Here is a 21814-nt window from a genome sequence, read left to right as displayed (position 1 = left end):
GGCTTCGTCGTGCCGCGGCTATATCGAGCATGTTCTAAAGCGGGCAGCGCCCGTCAGACTGCTCGTGCGAACGCCGCTTAGGTGAAGCTGACGTAGCATTATGAGCGGCCGCATCGCAGCAACGATCGTCATTGTGTGAAACCAGTTTTCGGATAATCTCTTCACATTGGCGACTGTTTATTTCAGCACCTTGTCGAAAGAGACGACGATGAAGCCCCTGAAGAGCGCTGAAGAACTAGCGGCGTTGATTATGCAGGAAGTACGGGGGCAGCCAAAATGTAGCGACGTGCTAGACGTGATGATCTTGCCGAACATCGGCGACAGGCCGGATCATCCAAATTGGAAAGCCGGATTCACAGCGGACGGTCCAAGCACCGCGCCAGCGGAAGCATATCAAATTGCTCGGGAATTGTCGGAGCAATATGACTGGGATGAAAGGCAATAGCAGATAGGCCGCGTTAATTCGATTTTTAGGCACAATAGTAATCCTTTTCAGACTGCGTGGACCTGCTCGGGGTGGAACGACCGTCGCCATCGCAGCAGCAATGAGCGCGAAACGCCGTACCTCCGCGCGGTTGCAGCGACTTGGCGCGGCGCCTGTAAGCTCTCCAGAACGATCTTGAGCTACTCATCCTCACACCAGCGTCGCCACCGGCCCAGGTCCACCACCTCAAGACGTTCGGCTCGGGCACTGCGCTTTATCACTGTCCACAAGCAACGCCTCATTCGGCAAGGCGCCTTCACGGACGGATGCAGTTGAAGGGTTCTTCAGCAGGATCAAGCAATGCCGTCGAGTGGCGACGTGCCACGACAGGCTCGCCAATCTTACCTTGCATTTGTTCAACTTGCGTCAATCCGGCTGTGTCTGCGCCTTAATGGGTCCTCGTGCTGGTAAGCGGTCTGCTGAGATCATTGTTTAGGACGGACCAGCTGCTCGTGTGACCCTGTTTTAACGCGGCCGCGAAAACCGGCTTTTGCGGCCGGGTCTCGGAATATTCATCAGCGGCACTGTACCCGGTTGACGCGTGGGTCATTCCGCGACCTTGAACAAAGGAACGTTGGCCGGGCGCCTTCATTGTCGCTTGTGTCGGAAAACCCTGCCGTCCGCTATACAAACAAAGCCAACGAATGCCGCCAGCTATGCACGGTGCCGGCGCGTGCGAGAAGCATGGCTGCGCCTTGCGGAGGAATGGGACAGGCTCACAGACCATGCGGCATCGCCGTGGCGTCTTTGACCGATACGCATAATTTGACCTCTAACCTCTACGCGGCGGTCGCAATTCGCGCGTAAGCCTAAGAATTCGCAAGCGCTCTTGATGCTGTGGACGGCTCCTCCAAGGGCACGAGAGTGCCAAGGAGTGGGCGCCGCTTGAAGCTCCCACGATTCGGAGGAGCAGCCTATGCAGTCAATTTCAACGATTGGTCTGGATATCGCGAAGTCGGTCTTTCAAGTGCATGGCGTCGATGCAGCCGGCCAGGTGGTCATACGCCGTCAGCTCAAGCGCCGTTTCGCGCTGTCCTTCTTTGAGAAGTTGCCGCCGTGCCTGGTGGGAATCGAGGCTTGCGCGTCATCCCATTATTGGTCCCGCGAGCTGCGGGCGTTGGGGCATACGGTGCGATTGATGCCTCCGGCCTATGTGAAGCCCTACGCCAAGCGGCAGAAGAACGACAGCACCGACGCGGAGGCGATTTGCGAGGCGGTCACGAGACCCAACATGCGGTTCGTGCCGATCAAAACGATCGAGCAACAGAGCTGTCTGATGCTTCATCGCGTGCGCCATCTCTTCATTCGCCAGCAGACTGCCGTCATTAACTCAATTCGCGCTTATCTAGCCGAGTTCGGGATCGTCGCCCCTGTCGGGCGCAGGGGTGTCGAACAGCTCTTGGAAGTCGTCGCCGATCCAGCTGAACGCCGCCTTCCGGAGACGGCCCGTGCGTGTCTTGCGGCTCTCGGCAGTCAGTTGCGGGCACTGAAGGCTCAGATCCTGGAGTTCGACCGGCGCATTATCGCCTGGCATCGATCAAACGCGATGAGCAAGCGACTGGATGCGATCCCCGGCGTCGGTCCAGCACTGGCAACGGCGCTAGTCGCGAGCGTTGCCGATGCCAATGCCTTCCGATCGGGGCGGGACTTCTCGGCCTGGGTCGGGCTCGTGCCGAAGCAGAACTCCAGTGGGGGCAAGGACAGGCTTGGCGGTATTAGTAAGCAAGGCGATCGCTACTTACGCAGCCTGTTCACGGCAGGTGCACTCGCCGTGATCCGCTATGCCAAGATCCATGGCGCGCGGCATCGGCCCTGGCTCACAGCGTTGTTGACGCGGCGTCCCACCAAGGTCGCCGCGATCGCGCTCGCCAACAAGCTCGCCAGGATGGCATGGGCGATGATGGCCAGGAACGAATGCTACAGGGAACCCGCCGCTCTCACGGCGTGAACGAGATCACAGCCGGACATTCGGGTGTGACGTAACGGTTGGAAGGGCGAACAGCACTTAATGCAGCGCCGGTCGATCCGGCGATCAGGACAACCCACATGGGCCATGGCATCTTCGAATGCGTGCTTTTGATCGGGACCTGATCTGCGGAGGGCATTATGGCCAGCGGTCACGTGAACCGCGCAAACAGGCCGAACACATGGCCGCTCCGACCAACGCCGCAAAGTGAAGATTCTCCTTGCCAACCCGGAGCCGTCCACACATGGCCCTTATTCAGCGCTGCTTGAAGTTCCTCCAGAGCCTCAAGCTCTCGCTTTGTGTTATCACGCTCGGTAAGGCGTTTCGCGTCTCGTGTTTCACGCGTTTCTCGCGGCGCAGCGACCCGCCGCTTTGCAGGTTTTTTCTTGATCATGACTGCGCCCGATATGCGGCGCAGCCCCAATGGGTAAAAGCTGAGGCCGCGCCGAATTGTGTGCGACCCGGCAAGGCTCAATGACGGGAAAAAGCGGTAGTTCCTAACCGCCGGCGATGTTGTGATGGCCGAAAGAACAGGGCGGCGCCGGCCCCGGGGGCTATCGAGGATGACCATGGACGCCAGTCTTGCTCGTCACACGCCTGCGATCCTTTGGGAGGCTTCTTGGGCACCGACCCTTATCAAAGATAGGACAAACGTTCGTAGTACGTCGGGTTTATCTTACGGCAACTGGCCAGGGAGAATGGTCGCAGCAGCTTTTTGTGTGCGCGAGATGGGAATCGGTAGATTGCTAATTCGGTGAACCAGCTTTTGGCGGCCCGGATAGTTGCAGGACGAAGGTTGCCGCCGATCCACCTGGCTTCATCCCCGCGATGGTGGTCGCGGAAGCAGGGCCGACGCCCTGTCCAGTCGCGCCGCCCAGCAGCGGCGGGTCGATCGAGATCGAGTTTGCGGCCGGGGCTCGGATGCGGATCACGGTAGCGGTCAACGCGGCGACGCTCAAAGCCGCGTGCGGCGCTCCCAGATCGACGCCTGCGGTGATTGCGTCGGGCGTGTGGCTGTGGAATGCGACCGGCCACACCAACATGCGTCGACGGGCTTGCTGGTGCAAAAAGCTTTCAGGCGACACCCCGCAACGGCCTCGATGCGCCAAAGTGGAGGTGTTGAGCACCACTTACGGGAGGCGTCTACAGTCGGTCTAGATATCGCCAAGCACGTTTCGGCCTCACAACCTGCGCTGTGCACGTCACTGGGCTTTCAGTTCCCAACCACCTAATAAACTTAAGGAATTCACGGTTGTTTTGGTGGCGAGTGTGGCGGGCCTGCTACAGCAAGGTTCAATTGTGCGGCGTACTGTTGATCGGCAACTGGGCGTCTCGTCGTTCTGAAGTGGTTATTCCTGGGGAGACTCAAATGAAGAAAATAATTGCAATCGCGGCCGGGTCATTGGCATTGGCTTTTGCGGCTCCTGCCGGCGCAGCCGATCTCGCAGCTCGTCCCTACACCAAGGCTCCGCCGATGGTCGCAGCGATCTACGACTGGAGCGGCTTCTATATCGGCGCTAACGGCGGCGGCGGCTGGGCGCGCGACTGCCGTAACAATGTCACCACCGCGACGTTCCTTGGCTGCTATGACCCGAGTGGTGCAGTCGCTGGCGGCCAGGTTGGATATCGTTGGCAGTCGGCCAGCTGGGTGTTCGGCCTCGAGGCTCAGGGAGATTGGGCTGACATTCATGGCACGACCCAAAATCTGGGCAACCCGGCAAACTCGCTCTCGACCAAGATTGATGCCTTTGGCCTCTTCACTGGCCAAGTCGGGTACGCTTGGAACAATATCTTGTTATATGCAAAGGGGGGCGCTGCCGTCGTGGATCAGCGCTTCGACTTCATCTCGAACGCCACAGGCTTGGCTGTTGCGTCGGCCGGCTACAACACTCGTTGGGGCGGAACCGTGGGAGCGGGCTTTGAGTTTGGCTTCGCTCCCAATTGGACTGTCGGACTGGAGTACGATCACATCTTCCTCAACCATCATGACGTAACCTTCATTGCAACTGCAACTGGGTTGCCGCTCGCGGCGACGTACAACTCCGGCGGTGACGTTGATTTGGCGACCGTCCGTGTGAACTATCGCTTTGGCGGTCCAATCATCCCAAAGTACTAAGTAGCGTCATTCGAAAAACAAAGGCCGGCTCTATGAGCCGGCCTTTATCTTTGGGATGTTCGATGTCCAAAACCTACCGACCTGTCTCATCTGCCGACCTAGCCGCTCAGCTGAACGCCTCGTTTGCTTCGGGTGAACCTCATCAAATTTGCCAGGCAATCGGCAAGGCGCTTGGCGACTTCAATATCGCAGAAATGGCCCGAGAGACGGGCTTAGCGCGACAGAGTATTTATCGAGCCTTCCAGACCCACACCGAACTTCCGAACTTTACTACGATTCTCGCTGTGCTCACGGCCATGGGCTTGCAGCTCCAAGTAGCGCCCAATCGCAAGCCCTCCAAGGCAGGCAGTATTCGCAGAACGACGCAAGCGCGAGCGACACGGCCTGGCTAGACAGGGGGCACTCGTCGGTTCACGCTGGCGGGCTTTTTTTATGTCTTTGAACTGCTTCGCAGCCTACGAGATGCGGCCGTTCTTCTATGCTTCCGCCGGCCTCTGAGGTCGCGATCGGAACAGGAGAACGAGTTGATGAATATGGTTTGCTATTGTTCCGGCAGCGAGTCATCCCGCACTGAAGAATGCGTCTTGTTTCTAGATGTTTGCGCCGATGCCAAAAGTGATCCACTGCGCCGGAGTAAAACTGATTCACCTGGGAAATAATGATGGTTTTGCGCAAGCCGTCGATGTTGAGCCAGGACGAAGCAGTGGAGATACGAGTTTTGGCCCGTTGGGGGTCTGGAGTGCGCATTCCGACGAAGTCCGCCGTTGATTCCGAGCGAAGCCGGCCGCCTGTACCGATTGAAGCCGGCCAGGGATTCCGATGATCCCGGCCGCCTACCAAGGCGGGCTCTCGCGACGACGTCGTCATCACGTATCGAGCCCGTGCTGCAGGATCGACTTGATCGAGCCGTAGGAGGTCGCGCCGATGTCGTTACCGCGCCGGCAGGCGGTCTCGATGCGGGCCGAGCCGTAACTGCGCGCGAGCCGCAGAATGCCGAGACAAGCCCGGAAGCCCTGCTCGGGATGTGGCTTGGCTTTCATGATCGCCTCGAGGAGAGCGATCGTGGCGGGGCCGATCTTGGCGGCTTCTCGTTTGATCCGTGCTGGCGTCCATTCGGCATAGCGCCGGTGCGCGCTCGGCATGTGCTCCGGGATCGTGGTGTGGCGATGGGGCACGTCAGAGCGGGCGTGGCTGGCGACCCGGACTCCCTTGTGCAGGATCTCGATCGTCCGGTCGGTAATGCGCGCCTCAAGCTCTTCGCGGATCAGACGCGAAGGCACCGAGAAGTAGTGACCGGCGATCTCGACGTGATAGTCCGGCGCGACGCGGCACCTCTTCCATTCGGCGTACTGATACGGCAGAGGCGGCAAGGCTTTGAGCGCCGTCTTGTCGATCTGTGCGAACAACTCGTTGCGGCTCACACCGAGCTTGCGCATGATCCTGGCGTTGAGGTCGGCAACCGCCTCGCGGATGGCCGCGTTGAGCTCGTCAAGCGAGAAGAAGCGCCGGTTGCGCAGCCGCGCCAGCACGAACCGCTGGACGATTTGCACCGCCACTTCCACCTTCGCCTTGTCGCGCGGCTTCCTCGGACGCGCGGGCAGGATCGCAGTGCGGTAATGCTCGGCCAGTTCCTGGTAGGTGCGATTGATGCTCGGTTCATAGCGGCAGGTGGCGGTGACGCCGGCCTTCAGATTGTCGCAGACGATCGCCTTCGGTACGCCGCCGATCGTGCGCAGGGCATTGACATGTAACCCGATCCAGTCGGCCAGCCCTTCCGACCAGCGCGCCTCGGCAAAGGTGTAGTTGGATGCTCCCAGCACTGCGACGAAGACATGGGCCAGCCGCTGCGCGCCGGTCGCGGCATCGAACACCGGCACGGTGTCGCCCGCGAAGTCGACGAACAGCTTCTCTCCGGGCCCGTGCACCTGCCGCATGGTCGGCGAGATCGTCTCGCTCCATTTCCGGTAGAGATCGCAGAACCGGCTGTAGCCATAGCCGTCGGCGCGCTCGACGCGATATTCCTCCCACAGCAGAAGCAGCGTCACACCGCGCGCTTCAGCTCCCGGTGCACCGCCGTCCAGTTGGGCAACGGCCGCGCCGGTTTCTCCTCGAACGTCGGCGGCGTGAACAGCCGGCGCTCGAGCTCGCCGTCGTCCATCCCCTCCGGCACCGGCCAGGTGATGCCGATCACCGCAGCCCGCCGCAGATACTCGCCAACCGTCGATCGGCTGATGCCGACGGTGACCGCGATCTGCCGTTCGCTCACGCCAAGGGCGTGCCGCAGTCTCAAGACTTCTCGAACTTTCCGCATCGGCGCTCTCTCGGCGGGCATCAGACCTCCCCTTGCTTGACCGCAAAGGAGGGCTGGTCCGCGATTCGGTCGCCGTCTTCGAGAGTGTCAGGCCGGTCTCAACAGGGTGGCCGGCTTCGATCGGAATGGGTGGCCGACTTCCGTCGGAATCGGTGGCCGGATTGCGTCGGAATCAGTGGCCGGCTTGCATCGGATTACGCATCTGGAGTGCGAGAGATAGCGCGACAGCACGGCTGTTCGCGGAATACAGTGCGGCGATATCTGCGGGACCAGAAGGCAGGTCGATACGGGCGACCGCCCCGCGATCAACCAAGCTGGACGGGTACAGTCTACTTGAGCGCGTCGGCCAGGCGCGGTCGCGATGGATACCAGCGACAGTGTTGCTGCGCGAAATCGGCCAGCTCTGATATGGCCGGCCAAGGTCCGCTTCATCAACGCGGCCGATCTCATGCTGCAGTTGGCCGCGGCGCGAGCCCAAGGCCGTCTGAAAGAATACTTTAATCGATCGGTGATGGCGTCAAGCTGATCGGCATCGAAGAGATCAGGTACCTACCGTTCGGACGTGAGGAAGCCAATCTGCTCTTCAACGTGGTGGCCAACGTTATGAGCGCGGCTTGATCGTACTCACCAGCAACCTCCCGTTCACGCCGTGGCTGGCGCCCGCGCCGACGATCAGACTCCGACGGCCGCCATGCTCGACCGCCTGCTGCATCATGCCCACATCGTCGAGGTCACCGGTGAAACCTATCACCTGCGCGACAAACGCAAAGCCGGTCAGGCCGCCAGGAGGGTCACCGGAGAAAAACGGGACATTGTGCTGGCCAGCCGCTGCGGGCTCCGCCCTCCGCAGCTGGCCAGCACAATATAGAGCATGGGTGGGTCAGAATTACTTCGGACTTCCGCGAAGGTGGGTCAGATCTATGTCGGCGTTGACATCTAGAACAGCGCGAGGCTTTCACGCTTCGATATTCCTAATGTTATATCGCTCTTCCGAAACTTTGACCGCCGTCAAAGCAGGACAACTGTTGGACCAGGACAATCGCGGGCAAAAGCGCTCGCCGGAAAAATCATGAAAATTGAAAGTGTCAAATCATGTGAAGACCAGAATAGGAGGTCTTTGACGTAGCTTTAGGAGAGAGATTGTGCTCGATGATCGGAATAGTCCAGAAAATAAGCTGCTCTTGGAGCTTGTCCTATTGTGAACGCGCCAGATGTTTCTCAGCGTTCCCTTTGCGCTTGGTCTGTGCTGTGACGAAATGAAGGCCGACGTTAGTCCCATCAACCGAGATCAGCTCGCAGCGCCGAAATGCCAAACCAGCCGAGGATAGAACCAAGAAGACTTCCTGTGCCTTTTAATGGGTCGGTTGAGCCCTCGACCTCAAGCTGGCGCCACTATCAGCGGCGTCGAGAAGAATGAAGGTTCTTCGCCATGTCCCATCGACACCCATGGCCAATTAAAGCTCGCGCGGCTGTTCGCGGCCAAACGAAGCCAACGCACAGTATTGTTGATGCGGGGTTTCGCCAATGGGCGACCCGGAAAGGGCAATATCCGGTGTCGACAAGCTATCGCAATGTCGCCCCGCTTCAATCAAGGTGCGGATTAAGCTTGATAATGACGCGGCGCGTTAATTTGGAATGGAGCTGACAAGCCTTCAGGGAGCGCTCTGTAGTTGCGCCGCAATATCGACGAGTCCTTATTCGCCAGAAAAAACTAGCAACGCGTCGTAAACTATCCGGAGCTAACCTCATGGCATGGCCGATGATGACACAACAACAACGGGGTTGGGAACGTCGCTTCGGCGAAGCTATGGGCCCGTCTAGCGCCCTGGATAGTACGCTTTAGCCGCGAGTCTGAGCCTTGTCGATCGCCCTACCCGACGCGAGTTGAGCGACCTGCAAGCGTTCCCGATAAGCCGCTCCGACCAGCGCCGCCGCGTCCTTAAAGCCAAGGGCATCGCGATGACAAATAACGACGCATCTCGCGCCGCTGGTTGCCCGAAAGAAGAGGCGCGATTACTCGAGCTTCTTAATGGTGCTGCGACAGCAGATGAGGCCGGCGAACAGTTAGGGCGTACTCGACAAGCAATCTACGCTCGCTTGCAGCGATTCCAAAAGCAAAACGGACGGACGAACAGAACAACTGGGAAGTCCTTCCCGCAAATGTCGAAGTGATCACGGGTCCACGGTAATCGCAAATCGAAACTCTTTGCGCCGTAGCTCCTATCGGAGAGCGGTGCATGATGGCCGTCAAAGCCGGGCATCGCGGCCGACAGCTCGTTGCATTCGAAAGCGGCGCTTCTTCAACGTACCCGGAAAGCGAATCCAACGCGCGGCCAAGAACTGTGAGATACCTCACTGGATTTCTTTGACCGAATTTCAGCTCGGTTTACTTTTCCGAGCTGTACTGAGATTTTCGATCCATGGATGGCAGCAAATGGCCAAGGAATTGAAATCAGCGCGTGAACTCTCCAAATTGATCAACGAAATTGTCGGTGTGACCGGGCTCGAGGTAGCCATACGGCGCGATCATGCCGACGGCTGGCAGCCAACTGTGTTAAACGCGCCCGGCAATCCCATCGGCTTTCAGCGCCGCGTGGAGGAGATCGCACGGCGAATGCGGCTGCAATACGATCTGGCAAACTAGCGGACAAATTGCATGCATTTACTGCCCCCGAAAGCCGCCCGGATCACCGGCGCCCGGTAGGGCCCTATCAACGGCATCGGTGCGTTAAGTTCGGCCCCCTTGTCCAGCGACGCCGACGACGCTGTCATGGTCCGGCGCCTCGCTCCTTGGCGCGTGTCCGCGTCGCGCTTCCCATCCAGATCGACGCGCTACAGGCGCCGTTGTCTCGGCTGACGCTTCTTTTGATCAACAATATCCCCAAGACGGCCCTCACTCTGCTAGGCAAAGCTGGGCGGGTAAGGCTGACACCTTGAAACGCAACCCAGCTTGTTGCAGTCCACAGATGCCGGACAATCCTCGTGGCGTCATCGGTCTATGCTGACGATCAAGTTATTTCGTCATGCCGGCCGGCAAGAAAGTCACTTTAGGAACAAACCCATAAGGGCGGACAAAAAATTGTGAAACTAGCTATAGCTGTATTGTGCCCACCTTGGGCCGCGTATTCACTGAGTTCATTTGCCCGCTTTTTTGACCATCGCGTAGGCCGTAGCAGTCCCTGCTGCGGCCTACTTTGGGCCGCCTTTTCAAGCCGTGGAGCGCAACCGCTTCCCGAGCGACTTTCTACGGGGAACAGCAACTTGTTTGCAGTGCATTGCAAACGTTGATAACAGGTGGCGGCCGCGCACTTCGCCTGGGGTAGGTTGAGGATGCTCAGCACACGGCCGCCCGGTCACGGGGCGGCCGTGACCACTTTCAGCAAAGCATGCGTTGCTTAAATTTGTGTCGATGCGCGGACATGTAAGGTTCAACACGCAAAGAGCCTTCTTCGCATTTCGCACGGTTATTTAATTGTCGGTATTAAATAGATGATTCACTTGCGTCATTATTTAATCCTTTACCCGAAGGGCTAGGTTCCGGCGCCCCGCTGCGGCTTTGTCCAAACCAATTCTTTTCTGCAAGGTCGTCCCGACCTAACTCGCGGACGAAACTGATCCGGCATCAAAATGTGGGGATGCGAGCATCCTAGTCCTATTCGATTTGGCGGCGCCTTCCCTACGCCATGCTGATTGACATGCGGTCTAAGGCGCCCAGCCGGTACGCGGTGCCTTCGATCTAAGAAGAAGTGATCGGCGCGTAACCATGCTACAACGCCGCCTCGAAGATCTCTTTCAGATCCGGTAGCTGTATTCGATAACTGTGACCAGCTCAACATGCTGGCGATGGCTGACGCACTGTAAGGTAGGCCAGCGCGGCGCTTCCTCCCCTTGCCGGGCCGCGTTAGGATCCCGGCAAGCGTGCTGCTGTCGTCTCGGGGAGACATGCGGATGATGCTGCTTCCTCAGTTGGCGGGCCATGGCGCGGGCCCCGCATGGCTTTCGGCGAGGCTCGGGCGGTTCTCGACCTTGACGTCGGTGGGACGCTGGGCTCCCGACCTCGCAACTTGGCCACTGTCATCGCCTTGTCGAACTGTGCCGCTGCGTTAGGAGGCCGCCAACTGAGGCGGCCTTAGTGAAGGAATCCTTGCAGAGATGTTCTTTTCAGCAACCACCTTCGCCGAGAGCTCGCCGCCCACGGCCTGCAAGAAGCCTGCGCTCGCTCACGCAGTGCCAAAAGCGCGATGGGCCGCGAGCTGGTTGGAACGATCAAAGGCACCAAGCTTGGGCGGGAGACTGCACGGACGCGACGGAACTAAGAGACGACCCAGCGGCCAAAACCGACCTGCGGGCGGCGGGGCAACGCGCCGGGTCAAAAACAGTAAGCCAGCCAAGACCCCCGTTGCCCGGAGGAAAGGCATTCCATGCCCGATGACGGGAGAGAAGCTGCGCATGCTGAAGAACCAGTAATTGGAAAACCCACAGTCCCATTCGGTGCGTGGCCGTCGGTATGTACAGTTGTCGACGAAACATTTTCGTGAGCAATGGGCGAGCCAAATGAACCGGTGGCCCGATGACTCGATCTGGTTCGATCACAAAGCGCGTGACGACCTTGGCATCGAAATGGATTTACGAGAACTCGCCTCTCGCGCAGATCGCAGAAGCCAGACAGAATATCCTCGCGAAGTTGGGAAAGGTCTTAGCCACCATTTGCGCTTGCCGAGAGAAGACCAGTTAACAGTCTGCGCGCCGGGTTCAGTGGCTCGTGAGCCGCAGCGGGTCAAAGATGGACGTATCCACCTTACGCGCAGCTGGGGACAACTTCTGTAAGGTCAGCCCGTCTGTATTTTCCGAATCGACTTATCATGGTCGCTCGCTCCTGTGTCATGCTCAGGAGTTCAGCCGTGAGCCAGTTTGTTTCGATGCTTCTGCTTGTGATCGCGTTAGTACTAACCGTCTGCTTCGGGGTAGCCGCTTGGCGCGTGTCTGACCAGAGGGACATCGACATCACTGGCCAGATCCCCCACCAATCTTATGGATGGAGGGGGGCGCCTACCCGGTAGACCCGCGCTGCCATACGGTGGCGGGTCATTATTGAGAGAAAACGGAAAGTGCAGTCGCGTCGCTTTGCGGTTTGCCGAGAACAGGCGTCTGCGTTCGTGTAAACGAGTTGCCTTATCAAGTAGCTGAAGGCGAACCCAGCAGAGCTCGCGCCACTACTTCCGGTCGCTTGTAAGCTCCGCTCTCTCGGACGACACTATCCACATTTTCAGACAGCAATTTTGGGAGTACTGCGGATGTCCAAGATCCTAGAAAATCTATTGTGGTGCGCTGCACTTGCGACATGGCTGATGATGTTGTGCGGATTTGTAGTTGCGGCCCTGCGACCACTTGCACAGAGAGTTCGACGACGACTCACAGATCGGGCCGAAGCGAGGAAAACCTCGCTGAATCCCTGATACCAGCTTACTGGCTCACCCACTGTGAATTGAGGCCGTTGGCCCGCGTCACGGGTTGAACGCGACATCGATCGTGATCGCGGTGCCCCTGCTTTCCCTGCGCAACGATGTTGCCAAGGCGATGGACTAAATGCTCAAGCGCTGGGATGCGTTTACCCGCTTCCGCGACGATGGCCGCGTCTGCCTGTCGAACAACGCAGCCGAACGAACCTGCGCGGCATCGCCCTGGGCGGAAGTCCTGGCTATTCTGCGGCTCCAACCGCGGCGGCGACCGTGCCGCGAAGATCTACAGCTTGATCGTCAACGTGGATCCACAAGCCTAGCTCGCCGATGTCACGCATCGCTGCAAATCCGGTCCAACAGCTCGAGGAAACTTCTGCCCTGGAACTGGCGCGACCGAAACAAGCACGTCAACCAAGCAGCCTGAGTGACCGCTACGCGGCCGTCAACGGATGCTCACGGACGATCCCCGGCCCATCGCCGCATCGATGGATCCGGCATTACCCTTAACACGAACGGAACACTAACGCAGGCTGGGCCTCTCGTTGGGAACATTTGAGGTGATCTGACGTTAGCCGACAACTCAAAGGACCTCGCCGACGATGGGTAGATCATTGCGGCGCTATTGTCGCCGCCCGTGCAGTTCTTTCTCGCGCTGACGATGCTCTCGTCGCGCGTAGCAAGCAGCGGGCTCAACCGACGCGCCACTACCCTGCCGGTTTTCGATAGTCGCGGGTATTCAACACACCGGGATCGCCCGGAGATGCCTTCGACAGTGGCCAGAAGTAAGTTGCCGGGATGATGCGGGACAAACCACCGATTCTCGCTTGCAAGGACTGCAAGCGTCTCATGGATTACCTCGCGATGCTGCCACACACCGCGAAGCTGCCGGCCATACATGCTTACCGGTGCCTGCCGTGCCGGAAGGTCGAAAGCATTGTTTCAGGGCCGACCGGCTCGGCAGCTTCGAGCAACGAACAAAAGACAGCTCTTCTCCATACTGGATGAGGTTTGCTGCCCCGAATTTCGTCTCTTTCGAATACGATGCTGACGCGGTGGGAAAATCGCCATGTCGACTATCATTTCAGTCATCTCGGTCTGGTTCGCGTTCAATCTGGCCGTCGCGGTTGCACTGACAGCGCGGCGGCGTGTTGAACGCAGGCCCGCGCTACAGTCACGCACGTTTCGATCGAGCCCGCGAGCCTTACAGCCCCAACGCGCGTTGCGCCTGCTGTAAGATTGTGGCTGTGCAGTCAGTATATCGATCTTTGTTCTAGCGGCGATCGACGACAGCAGCGACAATGATGAAGATTTCAATCTTGTCCGTGGGCTGGGGGGCGCCGCGGGGAGCCCTTTTTCTTTGGTTTGAAGAGAAGCAGGAGTTGCGCCGGAAGGTTGGCCGGCGGGAATTAGGCTCTTGTCGAGCTGGAGGAGTGGCTGCCCGAGCGGTGCGCCAAGGCCAGTCGAACAATACTGCTGAGGGTGAGCTTCGGGCGGTCGTCTTAGGGTGAAAAATTGGAGCGTCGCCGGGACCAATGGCGGCCGCTGATGTCTGGTTGCCATCTAGAACCTCATCGCCACGTCAAGCTCAACGACATCGCCCCGCTGGCTTGGCTGCCGACGTGCTGGCGCGCCGCCTGGATTACCGCGCTAACCGCATCTGGCGAACTGTGACCTTGGAAGGTGCAGCGTATCAAGGCGTCGCCGACGCCGCTTACCGGCCTAACAGGAGCTGTCGTCGGAGGGGTCCGTTTTTCAAGAACTTGCATCTTTGGTTTCGTGGAATCACTTGCATTAGGTGCAACGAAAACTGGCTAACAACAATCTTCTTGATAGAGTCTCAATCTGGGAGAACGGGGTCTTGGCGACCCGCAGAACTTCGATTCCCCAGCGACCGCGCATGAAGCTCGAGCGCAACCAAATCATCGTCTTGCACCTGATCAATTCCCAGCCCCTTGAGCGGTGCGCGCGCGACGGCTGGCGATTTGGCACGAAGCAGATCAGCGATGCGCTGGTCGACCGGCTCATCGCCAGCGAAGGCGCCGAGAACCGGGGCGAGCAGCCGCAGCTGATGGCGAGCGATAATCCTAGATCAGGTCGAAATCAGGCTGCGTCGCGCGCACGAGCTGCTCGACCTGCTCCGCGTCCGGTCGCGGTTGGCCCGCGCCCACCGCAAGAGTTGCGCTCCAATCACCCGTAGACCCGCGGATTACCGTGACCTGAGACAGACTGTGTCCAAGCTTTGGGGGCGATGATGCTCTCCAGCTCTTCGGCCGTCAATTTCACGTTGGGCACGCAATCGCTGAAGTCTGAAACCTGCAGCAGCCCCGTCGCTGTGTATCGTTAACGGAGCGACAGGCTCAATCGACGCGGTGGAACTGCTCCTCGAGAAGCTAACAAGCGGTCAGCGAGTGGAAGGTTGGCGATGGCGCGTTCAGCCAAGATCCGTGAGCTGGTAGGTTGTGACGCAGGGCCACTTTTCGCCCGCATCGTAGTTTTGACTGGCGATCGCATAGATTTTTTCGCGATGCCTCTCGAAGGCTGCACGAGCGTCGCTTTCGTCGTCGCCATCGACGATAGCTCGGTCGGTAAGGGCCCCCCATTCGACTTCGCATACCACTCGCTTGTCGCCATCGAACATCGCGAACAAGATTCCCGAAGAGACGTCCACCACAATCTGGGCCAATCGATCCGGCTGCAAAGGCATGGGGTAAATCTCTCATTGAAAATACCCGTGAAAATCAACCCTCTCTCACGCGAAATCAAGGCGCCGAAGGTAGCGGCAAAGCGTAAATCTCAATCTTGTTGGTCGACAACCTGAGCCTATCCGCGAAGAGAAGTCCAAGCTCGCTTGCGGTGACGGCCTCTTTCAAACTCGCATCCACTTCGAACAATTTGCTCGCAGTAGGTTAGGAGCCGGGCGGGCCATCGGTGTCGAGCCAGTCTCATGTCAGGGGCTGGAGGGCGAGAAGTGGGATCAACTCACTCGGCCGAACTTCGGAAGATACGCGCCAGCCGAGAGCACGATGCCCGACTCTCGCAGTTTGCGATCGTCCTCCATCGAGACGGCACCGGCGATGCGCATGCGGTGCGTTTCGCCCATGGGCCCGGCGCGATGCTCCGCCGCCTCACGCAGAACTAGATCAGCGGTTTCGAAATAGCGGACGGCAATGGATCGGTCCGGCACGCCGGTGTCCTTGCGGTCAAACCAAACAGCGATAGGCATTTCTCAAACTCCTTTATTAACAGAAATGGAGCGCATGATTCCGACAGGACGAGGCGTCACGACGGCAGCAATACGGCGAAATCGCGGATGATCCTGCGCCGGAGCGAGCAGCTCGATCGAATGACCGCGCCAGTTTGTTTTATTTCGCGGGTCCGTCGAGAAGAAACTTGTGAAGCCTCTGCGCGTATCCTTGAGAACATCAAGCGATGTTGGCACTTACGTCATTGCAGGACGAAGCCTCGTGCTCACCTGAAGAGGCCTTGGGGAAATTGTCTCCGAACACGCTGGGTTAGCCGGCTTAAGACTTCATGACCCGCGTCATTCCTATGCGAGCATCGGTGCGGGCGACAGCATGGGCAAGCTTTTTGGTTATAAGGATTCACGAACGACCGAGCGCAACTCGCACCTCGCCGTTGTCCATCGCGACGGGCTACGTCACGCACAACACGCGTTGGGATAGTGAGAAGACGAAGCTATGCTGGTGTTTTGCCCGGCCAATACTTGGATTTGGTCAATATCCACTCCTTGGCTTCCACCTCCGTCTCAAAATCTCCAATATGAGAGTCGGGCCCGTGCCCTGTTTGTATGGCGACAAACCAGCGTCCGCCCTTCATCCTCTGTGGCTCAAACTTAGGTACTGACAGGTCATTTAATCGTATGGGCTCCTGAAGATCAGTGCCCCCTCGATTTAATTAAAAAGGAATCAATTTAGTCAACGCTGATTTATTGGTCAGCGGAGTTCGTCCCCCATGCATGACGAAGGCCCTTCAGGCCGTCAGAGATGCGCAGCGGATTTTGGAAGAATATCTGAAGCCCCAGCCACGCACTAACGAACGCGCTCTTCTCGGCCAATTTGGTGGAAATTTTGGAGCGTCCCGGTGCCTTATCGCGGCGGAAGCGCGAGCCAAGCTTCCTCATCTGCACGATTCCGTGCATTTTTTGCCACGCGCTGCCTGCACTCTTGTGGATCGAGCCGCCTAGGTGCGAATGAGACCGCCGGCCGCATTTCTCAACCGTTCGGTTGAGACTTGCCAAATTTCGATAGTCACCGGTAATAGGATAAAAGGTGCACTTGGCATCCTCCGTGCTCAAACCGCCACACCAATGCACGTTCCACTGACGGAACAATAATTTAGTGCGCGACGAAATAGTCCTGAAACAATTTGCCGCTTCAATCCTGGTGTCCGGGAGCGACATTTGTATCCTTAGAAGTTTTTACCCGGGGCTGGATTGAGACACCAATTTTTTCTGACAACGAAAGGGTCGCCTGGTCAGGCGGCCCTTTCTTCTGCGGCACCTGCTGCCGACAGATGAGCGCTTCTCCCGCACCAGCAACGTCCTTAGTGGCGACGCGCAGTCCGGGAATCAGTACCGCTGCACTGGGAGTTTTTCGACTGCTCTGATTTGGCGTCGTGTGGACGAACGTGATGCGGCGTGCCAGTTTTGGGCATTGCCGGAGGTTCTCCTTGTTTTGGGTTTATTGGGACACAGCGCTGCGGCGTGTGCGCATTCACAGGGCGGAATGCCCCCAATGCCAGAGCGGTCTGGGGTTTTCCAAACGCGGCGCTGTATCGGGCCCCGTAACGTACTTCTTCGAGGAATTTCCTTCTTATGGCGCCGCACGCCAAAAGGCAGACCAGCTTCGAAGTGCGGGAATGACTGGGATGGGAAGCTACATCGCCTGCCGGCTCTGCCGCCCAGGTCAAGAATAGGTTGCTCGCTATGGGTCCCGCGTCATGGTCGGGTGCCCGTCAACCAGTAAGATGTCCAAGGTCGTTAGCCGCGGCCAGCTGCTCGGCATGCCTCAAGTTCCAACGCTACGCCTAGCCGATATGAGCGGGGCGGAGATCCGAGCCTACGCGAGCGCAGACAACAAGCTCGCCGAGAACGCGGGCTGGGATAAGCGCTTGCTTGACCTTGAGCTGCAATACCTCACGGAGCTCGATATCGATCTCGACATCGCAATCACTAGCATTGTTCTGCCTGAGCTCGATCTTTTGATCGAAGCCGTCAGCGACCAGGCCAATCAGAACAACGATACCGCCGACCAACTGATCGATCCGGCCGCAGGCCTTGCCGTCACCCAGCCCGGAGATCTCTGGACGATCGGAGAGCACCGCCTGATCTGCGGGGATTCCACCCAGGACGAACCTATCAAAGGCTCCTCGATACCACAGGTCCAGATGGTCTTTGCGAATCCGCCCTATAACGTGCCGATCGCGGGGCATGTCAGCGGCAACGGCGAGGTCGTTCCCCTGAATTCGCGATGGCGTTGGGCGAAATGTCGGATGCCGAATTTTCGACGTTTCTCGCCACCACCTTTCGCAACCTCGCCCATCATTCCGTCAGCGGCGCGATCCATTTTCAGTGCATCGATTGGCGGCATATCCAACATATGCTGACGGCTGCAGACGGCATCTGTAGCGAATTCATAAACCTGTGCGTCTGGGCCAAAATCAATGCCGGCATGGGCTCGTTCTATCGCTCGCAGCATGAGCTCGTCTGCGTATTCAAGTCCGGGGCGGAGCCACATATCAACAATATCGAGCTCGGCAAATTCGGCCGCGACCGAAGGAACGTATGGAATTATGCCGGCGTCAATGCCTTCGGCGAGAGCCATTCAGATCTTCAACTGCATCCAACCGTCAAACCTGTCGCCATGGTCGAGGATGCCATCCGCGACTGCCCGGGTCGTAAAGGGCGTATCCTTGATCCTTTCCTCGGCTCGGCACGAGCTTGATTGCGGCCGAGCGGACCGGCCTGATCGGCAACGGCATCGAAATCGACCCGATTTATTGCGACGTAGCATTTTGCCGTCTTAAGGCGGTGAGCGGCCTTGAGGCAACGCTTTCATCGACCGGCGAGACATTCGAATGCAAGCAGCATCCCGGCGCCAAGAGGCGGCCTGAGGCAAGCAGCGAAAACCATCTCGGCCGGCGCCAATGCAGGACCGGCCGGGCCTTACGAGTGATCGAGCCTGCGTAGTTTTAAGCGGGTGGTCGCTAGATGTCCGCTCAATTCCTAACAGCGGCGAGAAACGAACATCTCGCTGACTGGTCAGGAGGCGACCTAGCTACGCAGTATGATGCCGACAGCTACGCTCTCTGCCTGACGGAAGCATCGACCGGGGCCTGAAGGGAGAAATTGGCCGACGTATGTCGAACACCGTTTGGATTTTCATCCCGGTTGACCCGTCACTTTCGCTTTTTGAGCTCAGGATCCTTTTGTCAACTCGAGATCGCGGCTTGCTTCGCGGGAGCTTCGACGTGACACTGACCGGATGCAATCGTCGGATCCGGAGGCTTTTGTGGAATCGAAATGGCGAATTCTAGCGCTGCTTTTCTCAGTGCGTTGCGTCATGGGCATGCAGTTCGAAAGCGTCGGCGCGCTCGGCCCGCTGCTTCGAGCGGAAGGCCTCGATTACGCCCGGCTCGGCATCCTGGTCGGCGCTTATCTAGCGCCCAGCGTCCTGGTTGCGCTTCCTGGAGGAATAGTGGTTCAAAAGTTCGGTGAACGAACTACGCTTCTCCTGTGCGCGGCGCTAATGTTGGCCGGCGCCGTCGTCGATCTGTCGAGCGACTGGAACGCGCGCCTGCTGGCCAGGGCCATCGCGGGCGCGGGCGGGGTGGTGTTTACTATCGCTGGCACCAAGATGATTGCCGATATGTTCGCTGGTCGGCAGTTCGGCGCTGCGATGGCAGCTCTCGCCGGCTCGTGGCCGTGCGGGATAGCGCTGGCGTTGATCGCGTTGCCGCCGATCGCGGACAAAGTTGGGCTGATCGGGGCGTCGGTAGTACTGGTGATCCTGACCCTGATCGCGCTAATCTTATTGTTCGCGCTGCCGAAGCAGGCGCGACCGGACACGCCGTTGTCCTCGGCCTTCCCAAGCGCGGCCGTTACGGCCGCGGTGGCCATCGCAGGCCTTGTCGCGGGCACTGCCAACGCCACTTTCGCCAATGCGTTTGCCTTCGGCCCGTTGCTTCTCACCGAGCGGGGCTATACGGCCGAGGTCGCCGGCTCTCACGTCAGCGTCGCCCTGTGGGTCACCATCGCGGCTATCCCAGTCGGCGGCGCGCTTGCGAGCCGGCGAGGCCCCGGCATCTGGATCGCTGCTGCATCCTTACTGCTCGCCGCGGTCGGGATGGCAGCCCTTCCGGCGTCCGACCACGACGTTCTCATCTTCGTAGGACTGGGGCTAGTGGCCGGCCTATCCGGAGCGACGTTCGCCAGCCTGCCGACATGGGCGCTTCCCGGCCAGGCGCGCGCGGTCGGAATGGGGATCTACTTCTCCATGTTTTACGGGAGCATGCTTGCGTTGCCGCCGATCGCGGGTGTCTTCGCGCACCGCGCCGGCAGTGCGGCCATTGCCTTCGACGTCGCTGCGGTCGCTCTTTTTGTCGCCATGCCCCTGCTCGCGGGCTTCGCCGCGCTGGTGTCCGCACCCCGGTCGGTTTCCGCGGTCGAGGAAGGCGCGGCATAAGGGCCGCGTTCAAATGGGGACGCCTCAATCACGCATACGCCGGTCCCGGGGCGGCCTGGGTTTCGTTCCGGCGTCCGATCGGTCAGGCTACCGCCGGGGCGGAGGGTCACTCGCGCGAAGCGTGAGCAAGCAGATTCCGGCGGCAAGCGCGCACGCCGTCGCGACGGCGCGGGCCGCCGTCGGCAGCTGCAGGCCGAACCAGTCCGGCAACCCCATGGGGCCGGTGCGAGCGCGCCGCGTCGCGCCGTTTCGACGGTGTAGACGAACCGACTTCCTCCTTGACGCCGCCGCTGGTCAGGCGTGAAACCACGATGACAATGGACTAGGTGACGGACAGCTCCCCGCGAAGGCTTCGAAGCCGGAAAGGAAATGCAGAAGCATCATCATCGTGTGCCTACACTGGACCGCGCCGTAGGCGGCGACCGCCCGTGGCGTTTTCGGGGTCGTAATGAGGCACAACCAAAGGAATCCATCGGTTCCGGCGCCTGGATCCTTCCGAACCAGACGGCTAACTCGCCGCCGAACCCGCGAGCGGCGGGGTCTGGCGAGATCAGATCCGCGTACCACCTGAAGGTTGCTCCAGAGCGGGTTCAAGCTCCGCAGCGGTTTGCGGACTCCGTAGGCGACCTTTTCGCCGTCCCGCTCGTCGACGAAGGTGCCGAACATCGGGTCCCAAAAGACGAAGATCCAGCCGTAGTTTCTGTCGATGTAGTAGTCGTTCCGACCGTTTGCACGCGATGGTTCGCTGGAGTGACCAGGATGCGGTCGAACACGCCGAGCCGGCCGATGAGTTCGGTGCGGACCCAATATTAGTACAGCAGATCGACCAGCCCGACGATGGGACGGGGCGAGAAGCCGCGCTAGTTTCGTCTAACATTTGTGCAGCGGAGGCCGCATCATTTGACGGCCTCTTTCATTCGAGCGACGACACCCCTGCGCGCGCGTCCGGTCGCTCTTTTGCTGGATAATTCAGCCCCCAGGGCGTCGCGCGCCAGCCGCAAGGACCGCATTTGTTTGAGACAGATTTTCAGTGCCCCATCCAGCGCCTCGAGTTCGTGGATTGTTTGCTCAATCAGTGCGCCGCGCTTTGCTCGCAGTAACGCGGCCCTGTGAGCAACGCTCTTCTTTTTGATCATCGAAGTCCCCCTAGTCGGCTGGGAAAATTTGACGAGCACGAAGCCCGGCCGAACCAGCGGGGCAACATTAGGAAAAACTGGTAGTTCCAAATTGGCCAGGCTTACTTTCGTATGATTAGCGCGTCGCAAGGGCTGGCGACCGTGCTGGTGGCTGATCTCCGCCAGGCAGACATTTCCACCTCAACAGATGAGACATCCTACTTAAGACCTTGCTCGCGCTGTAGGCATGATTCCTGCTGGCGTCGGACCATTTCGGTGGAATGAGCTTTCAAAACCATAGTGCTCATAACAACGGCCAAATAAGCGCGGCTGTACAAAGAATGATCGCGCCGGCCAGAACGTACGTCTTTTTCTGTGGCCTCCGACTGCGCAATTGTCGAAGCGCCACGTAAAAGAATGCCAGCACCTCTACGGGCAAAAGCGGGGAGAGCAACAACCAGTTCACGCGTAAGGCAAGGTGACGGAGCCCCTCACTTCGTCTTACAAAACCGTCGCGATCAGAAAGTATATTGAAACACAGGCTCGCAGGGCGGCGACCCATGAAAAGCCGGTGAGCGAGAATCTAGCAGGGTGTTGAAGAACTCAGCCGCGTTCGCAAACGAAGGCTGAATCGTCGCCATTGTGGATGTAGAAGTGGCC

General features: G+C 59.0%; 19 protein-coding genes and 4 pseudogenes. 13 read left to right on the top strand and 10 right to left on the bottom strand.

Going from position 1 to position 21814, the window contains the following annotated elements; all coding sequences use genetic code 11:
* Nucleotides 1-208 precede the first annotated feature (208 nt).
* Nucleotides 209-445 (top strand): hypothetical protein, encoded by a 237-nt coding sequence (locus L6639_RS41325; RefSeq protein ID WP_237867155.1) that lies wholly within the window; start codon nucleotides 209-211, stop codon nucleotides 443-445.
* Nucleotides 446-492: 47 nt separating this feature from the next.
* Here L6639_RS41325 and L6639_RS41320 read toward each other — a convergent pair whose 3' ends face one another.
* Complete coding sequence (locus L6639_RS41320; protein WP_237867164.1) at nucleotides 493-612, bottom strand: hypothetical protein; 120 nt, start codon at nucleotides 610-612, stop codon at nucleotides 493-495.
* Nucleotides 613-755: 143 nt separating this feature from the next.
* Here L6639_RS41320 and L6639_RS43675 point away from each other — a divergent pair.
* Together L6639_RS43675 and L6639_RS41315 are read left to right on the top strand one after the other, a co-directional pair.
* Nucleotides 756-895 (top strand): annotated as a pseudogene (locus tag L6639_RS43675) (IS5/IS1182 family transposase); the annotation flags it as partial.
* 505 nt (nucleotides 896-1400) lie between these two features.
* Nucleotides 1401-2432: an IS110 family RNA-guided transposase gene (locus L6639_RS41315; protein WP_237867153.1), complete on the top strand. Its 1032-nt coding sequence runs from the start codon at nucleotides 1401-1403 to the stop codon at nucleotides 2430-2432.
* Between the two features lie 169 nt (nucleotides 2433-2601).
* Here L6639_RS41315 and L6639_RS41310 read toward each other — a convergent pair whose 3' ends face one another.
* On the bottom strand, nucleotides 2602-2844 hold the full coding sequence (locus L6639_RS41310) for a hypothetical protein (RefSeq protein ID WP_237867151.1): 243 nt from the start codon (nucleotides 2842-2844) through the stop codon (nucleotides 2602-2604).
* Between the two features lie 352 nt (nucleotides 2845-3196).
* Nucleotides 3197-3580 (bottom strand): hypothetical protein, encoded by a 384-nt coding sequence (locus L6639_RS41305; protein WP_237867149.1) that lies wholly within the window; start codon nucleotides 3578-3580, stop codon nucleotides 3197-3199.
* A 239-nt stretch (nucleotides 3581-3819) separates the two neighbouring features.
* On the opposite strand from L6639_RS41305, the gene L6639_RS41300 reads away from it, so the two are divergent.
* Nucleotides 3820-4566 carry an outer membrane protein gene (locus L6639_RS41300; protein WP_237867148.1) on the top strand — a complete coding sequence of 249 codons (747 nt, stop codon included), beginning with the start codon at nucleotides 3820-3822 and terminating at the stop codon, nucleotides 4564-4566.
* A gap of 62 nt (nucleotides 4567-4628) precedes the next feature.
* Nucleotides 4629-4958, top strand: coding sequence for a helix-turn-helix domain-containing transcriptional regulator (locus tag L6639_RS41295; RefSeq protein WP_237867147.1), 330 nt, complete (start codon nucleotides 4629-4631; stop codon nucleotides 4956-4958).
* 474 nt (nucleotides 4959-5432) lie between these two features.
* On the opposite strand, the gene istA is transcribed toward L6639_RS41295, so the two are convergent.
* Entirely contained in the window at nucleotides 5433-6611 is a 1179-nt protein-coding gene (gene istA / locus L6639_RS41290; protein WP_237867145.1) for an IS21 family transposase, read from the bottom strand.
* Nucleotides 6608-6877: a sigma factor-like helix-turn-helix DNA-binding protein gene (locus L6639_RS41285; RefSeq protein WP_237867143.1), complete on the bottom strand. Its 270-nt coding sequence runs from the start codon at nucleotides 6875-6877 to the stop codon at nucleotides 6608-6610. The genes istA and L6639_RS41285 overlap by 4 nt, the downstream gene beginning before the upstream one ends.
* 171 nt (nucleotides 6878-7048) lie before the next feature.
* Between L6639_RS41285 and L6639_RS41280 the strand changes: the two are divergent.
* The 6 genes and pseudogenes from L6639_RS41280 to L6639_RS41255 all read left to right on the top strand — a co-directional run.
* Nucleotides 7049-7272 (top strand): annotated as a pseudogene (locus L6639_RS41280) (helix-turn-helix domain-containing protein); the annotation flags it as partial.
* 5 nt (nucleotides 7273-7277) lie between these two features.
* A pseudogene (locus L6639_RS41275) lies at nucleotides 7278-7652 on the top strand (ATP-binding protein); the annotation flags it as partial.
* A 1109-nt stretch (nucleotides 7653-8761) separates the two neighbouring features.
* Nucleotides 8762-9049, top strand: a complete 288-nt coding sequence (locus L6639_RS41270; protein WP_237867142.1) for a hypothetical protein — start codon at nucleotides 8762-8764, stop codon at nucleotides 9047-9049.
* 262 nt (nucleotides 9050-9311) lie between these two features.
* The gene (locus tag L6639_RS41265; protein WP_237867141.1) at nucleotides 9312-9521 is read left to right on the top strand and encodes a hypothetical protein; all 210 of its coding nucleotides are present in this window, start codon (nucleotides 9312-9314) and stop codon (nucleotides 9519-9521) included.
* A 2903-nt stretch (nucleotides 9522-12424) separates the two neighbouring features.
* Nucleotides 12425-12760 (top strand): annotated as a pseudogene (locus tag L6639_RS41260) (IS66 family transposase); the annotation flags it as partial.
* A 1473-nt stretch (nucleotides 12761-14233) separates the two neighbouring features.
* Nucleotides 14234-14533, top strand: a complete 300-nt coding sequence (locus L6639_RS41255) for a hypothetical protein (RefSeq protein WP_237867140.1) — start codon at nucleotides 14234-14236, stop codon at nucleotides 14531-14533.
* Nucleotides 14534-14767: 234 nt separating this feature from the next.
* Here L6639_RS41255 and L6639_RS41250 read toward each other — a convergent pair whose 3' ends face one another.
* The 4 genes from L6639_RS41250 to L6639_RS41235 all read right to left on the bottom strand — a co-directional run bounded on the left by L6639_RS41250 (nucleotide 14768) and on the right by L6639_RS41235 (nucleotide 17676).
* Entirely contained in the window at nucleotides 14768-15040 is a 273-nt protein-coding gene (locus tag L6639_RS41250; protein ID WP_237867139.1) for a DUF1488 family protein, read from the bottom strand.
* A 270-nt stretch (nucleotides 15041-15310) separates the two neighbouring features.
* Nucleotides 15311-15559 carry a hypothetical protein gene (locus tag L6639_RS41245; protein WP_237867137.1) on the bottom strand — a complete coding sequence of 83 codons (249 nt, stop codon included), beginning with the start codon at nucleotides 15557-15559 and terminating at the stop codon, nucleotides 15311-15313.
* A gap of 723 nt (nucleotides 15560-16282) precedes the next feature.
* Nucleotides 16283-16756, bottom strand: a complete 474-nt coding sequence (locus L6639_RS41240; protein ID WP_237867135.1) for a hypothetical protein — start codon at nucleotides 16754-16756, stop codon at nucleotides 16283-16285.
* 626 nt (nucleotides 16757-17382) lie between these two features.
* Entirely contained in the window at nucleotides 17383-17676 is a 294-nt protein-coding gene (locus L6639_RS41235) for a hypothetical protein (protein ID WP_237867130.1), read from the bottom strand.
* Nucleotides 17677-17825: 149 nt separating this feature from the next.
* Between L6639_RS41235 and L6639_RS41230 the strand changes: the two genes are divergently transcribed.
* Both L6639_RS41230 and L6639_RS41225 read left to right on the top strand, forming a co-directional pair.
* Nucleotides 17826-18299, top strand: coding sequence for a DNA methyltransferase (locus L6639_RS41230; protein ID WP_237867129.1), 474 nt, complete (start codon nucleotides 17826-17828; stop codon nucleotides 18297-18299).
* A 540-nt stretch (nucleotides 18300-18839) separates the two neighbouring features.
* The gene (locus tag L6639_RS41225; protein ID WP_276576268.1) at nucleotides 18840-20039 is read left to right on the top strand and encodes an MFS transporter; all 1200 of its coding nucleotides are present in this window, start codon (nucleotides 18840-18842) and stop codon (nucleotides 20037-20039) included.
* Between the two features lie 896 nt (nucleotides 20040-20935).
* Here the strand turns inward: L6639_RS41225 and L6639_RS41220 are convergent.
* Complete coding sequence (locus L6639_RS41220; RefSeq protein ID WP_237867125.1) at nucleotides 20936-21175, bottom strand: hypothetical protein; 240 nt, start codon at nucleotides 21173-21175, stop codon at nucleotides 20936-20938.
* Between the last annotated feature and the right edge of the window lie 639 nt (nucleotides 21176-21814).

This window comes from Bradyrhizobium zhengyangense, from assembly GCF_022012555.1.
Taxonomy (GTDB): Bacteria; Pseudomonadota; Alphaproteobacteria; order Rhizobiales; family Xanthobacteraceae; genus Bradyrhizobium; species Bradyrhizobium zhengyangense.
The sequence above is the reverse complement of the archived record's forward strand: the minus strand, read 5'-3'. Positions and strand labels throughout refer to the sequence as shown.

Bases quoted from the DNA above. Each gene is read 5' to 3' on its own strand.
- L6639_RS41325 (WP_237867155.1), top strand. From the start codon at position 209: ATGAAGCCCCTGAAGAGCGCTGAAGAACTAGCGGCGTTGATTATGCAG.
- L6639_RS41315 (WP_237867153.1), top strand. From the start codon at position 1,401: ATGCAGTCAATTTCAACGATTGGTCTGGATATCGCGAAGTCGGTCTTT.
- L6639_RS41310 (WP_237867151.1), bottom strand. From the start codon at position 2,844: ATGATCAAGAAAAAACCTGCAAAGCGGCGGGTCGCTGCGCCGCGAGAA.
- L6639_RS41300 (WP_237867148.1), top strand. From the start codon at position 3,820: ATGAAGAAAATAATTGCAATCGCGGCCGGGTCATTGGCATTGGCTTTT.
- L6639_RS41295 (WP_237867147.1), top strand. From the start codon at position 4,629: ATGTCCAAAACCTACCGACCTGTCTCATCTGCCGACCTAGCCGCTCAG.
- L6639_RS41285 (WP_237867143.1), bottom strand. From the start codon at position 6,877: ATGCGGAAAGTTCGAGAAGTCTTGAGACTGCGGCACGCCCTTGGCGTG.
- L6639_RS41265 (WP_237867141.1), top strand. From the start codon at position 9,312: ATGGCCAAGGAATTGAAATCAGCGCGTGAACTCTCCAAATTGATCAAC.
- L6639_RS41255 (WP_237867140.1), top strand. From the start codon at position 14,234: ATGAAGCTCGAGCGCAACCAAATCATCGTCTTGCACCTGATCAATTCC.
- L6639_RS41250 (WP_237867139.1), bottom strand. From the start codon at position 15,040: ATGCCTTTGCAGCCGGATCGATTGGCCCAGATTGTGGTGGACGTCTCT.
- L6639_RS41245 (WP_237867137.1), bottom strand. From the start codon at position 15,559: ATGCCTATCGCTGTTTGGTTTGACCGCAAGGACACCGGCGTGCCGGAC.
- L6639_RS41240 (WP_237867135.1), bottom strand. From the start codon at position 16,756: ATGTCGCTCCCGGACACCAGGATTGAAGCGGCAAATTGTTTCAGGACT.
- L6639_RS41230 (WP_237867129.1), top strand. From the start codon at position 17,826: ATGGCGTTGGGCGAAATGTCGGATGCCGAATTTTCGACGTTTCTCGCC.
- L6639_RS41225 (WP_276576268.1), top strand. From the start codon at position 18,840: ATGCAATCGTCGGATCCGGAGGCTTTTGTGGAATCGAAATGGCGAATT.
- L6639_RS41220 (WP_237867125.1), bottom strand. From the start codon at position 21,175: ATGATCAAAAAGAAGAGCGTTGCTCACAGGGCCGCGTTACTGCGAGCA.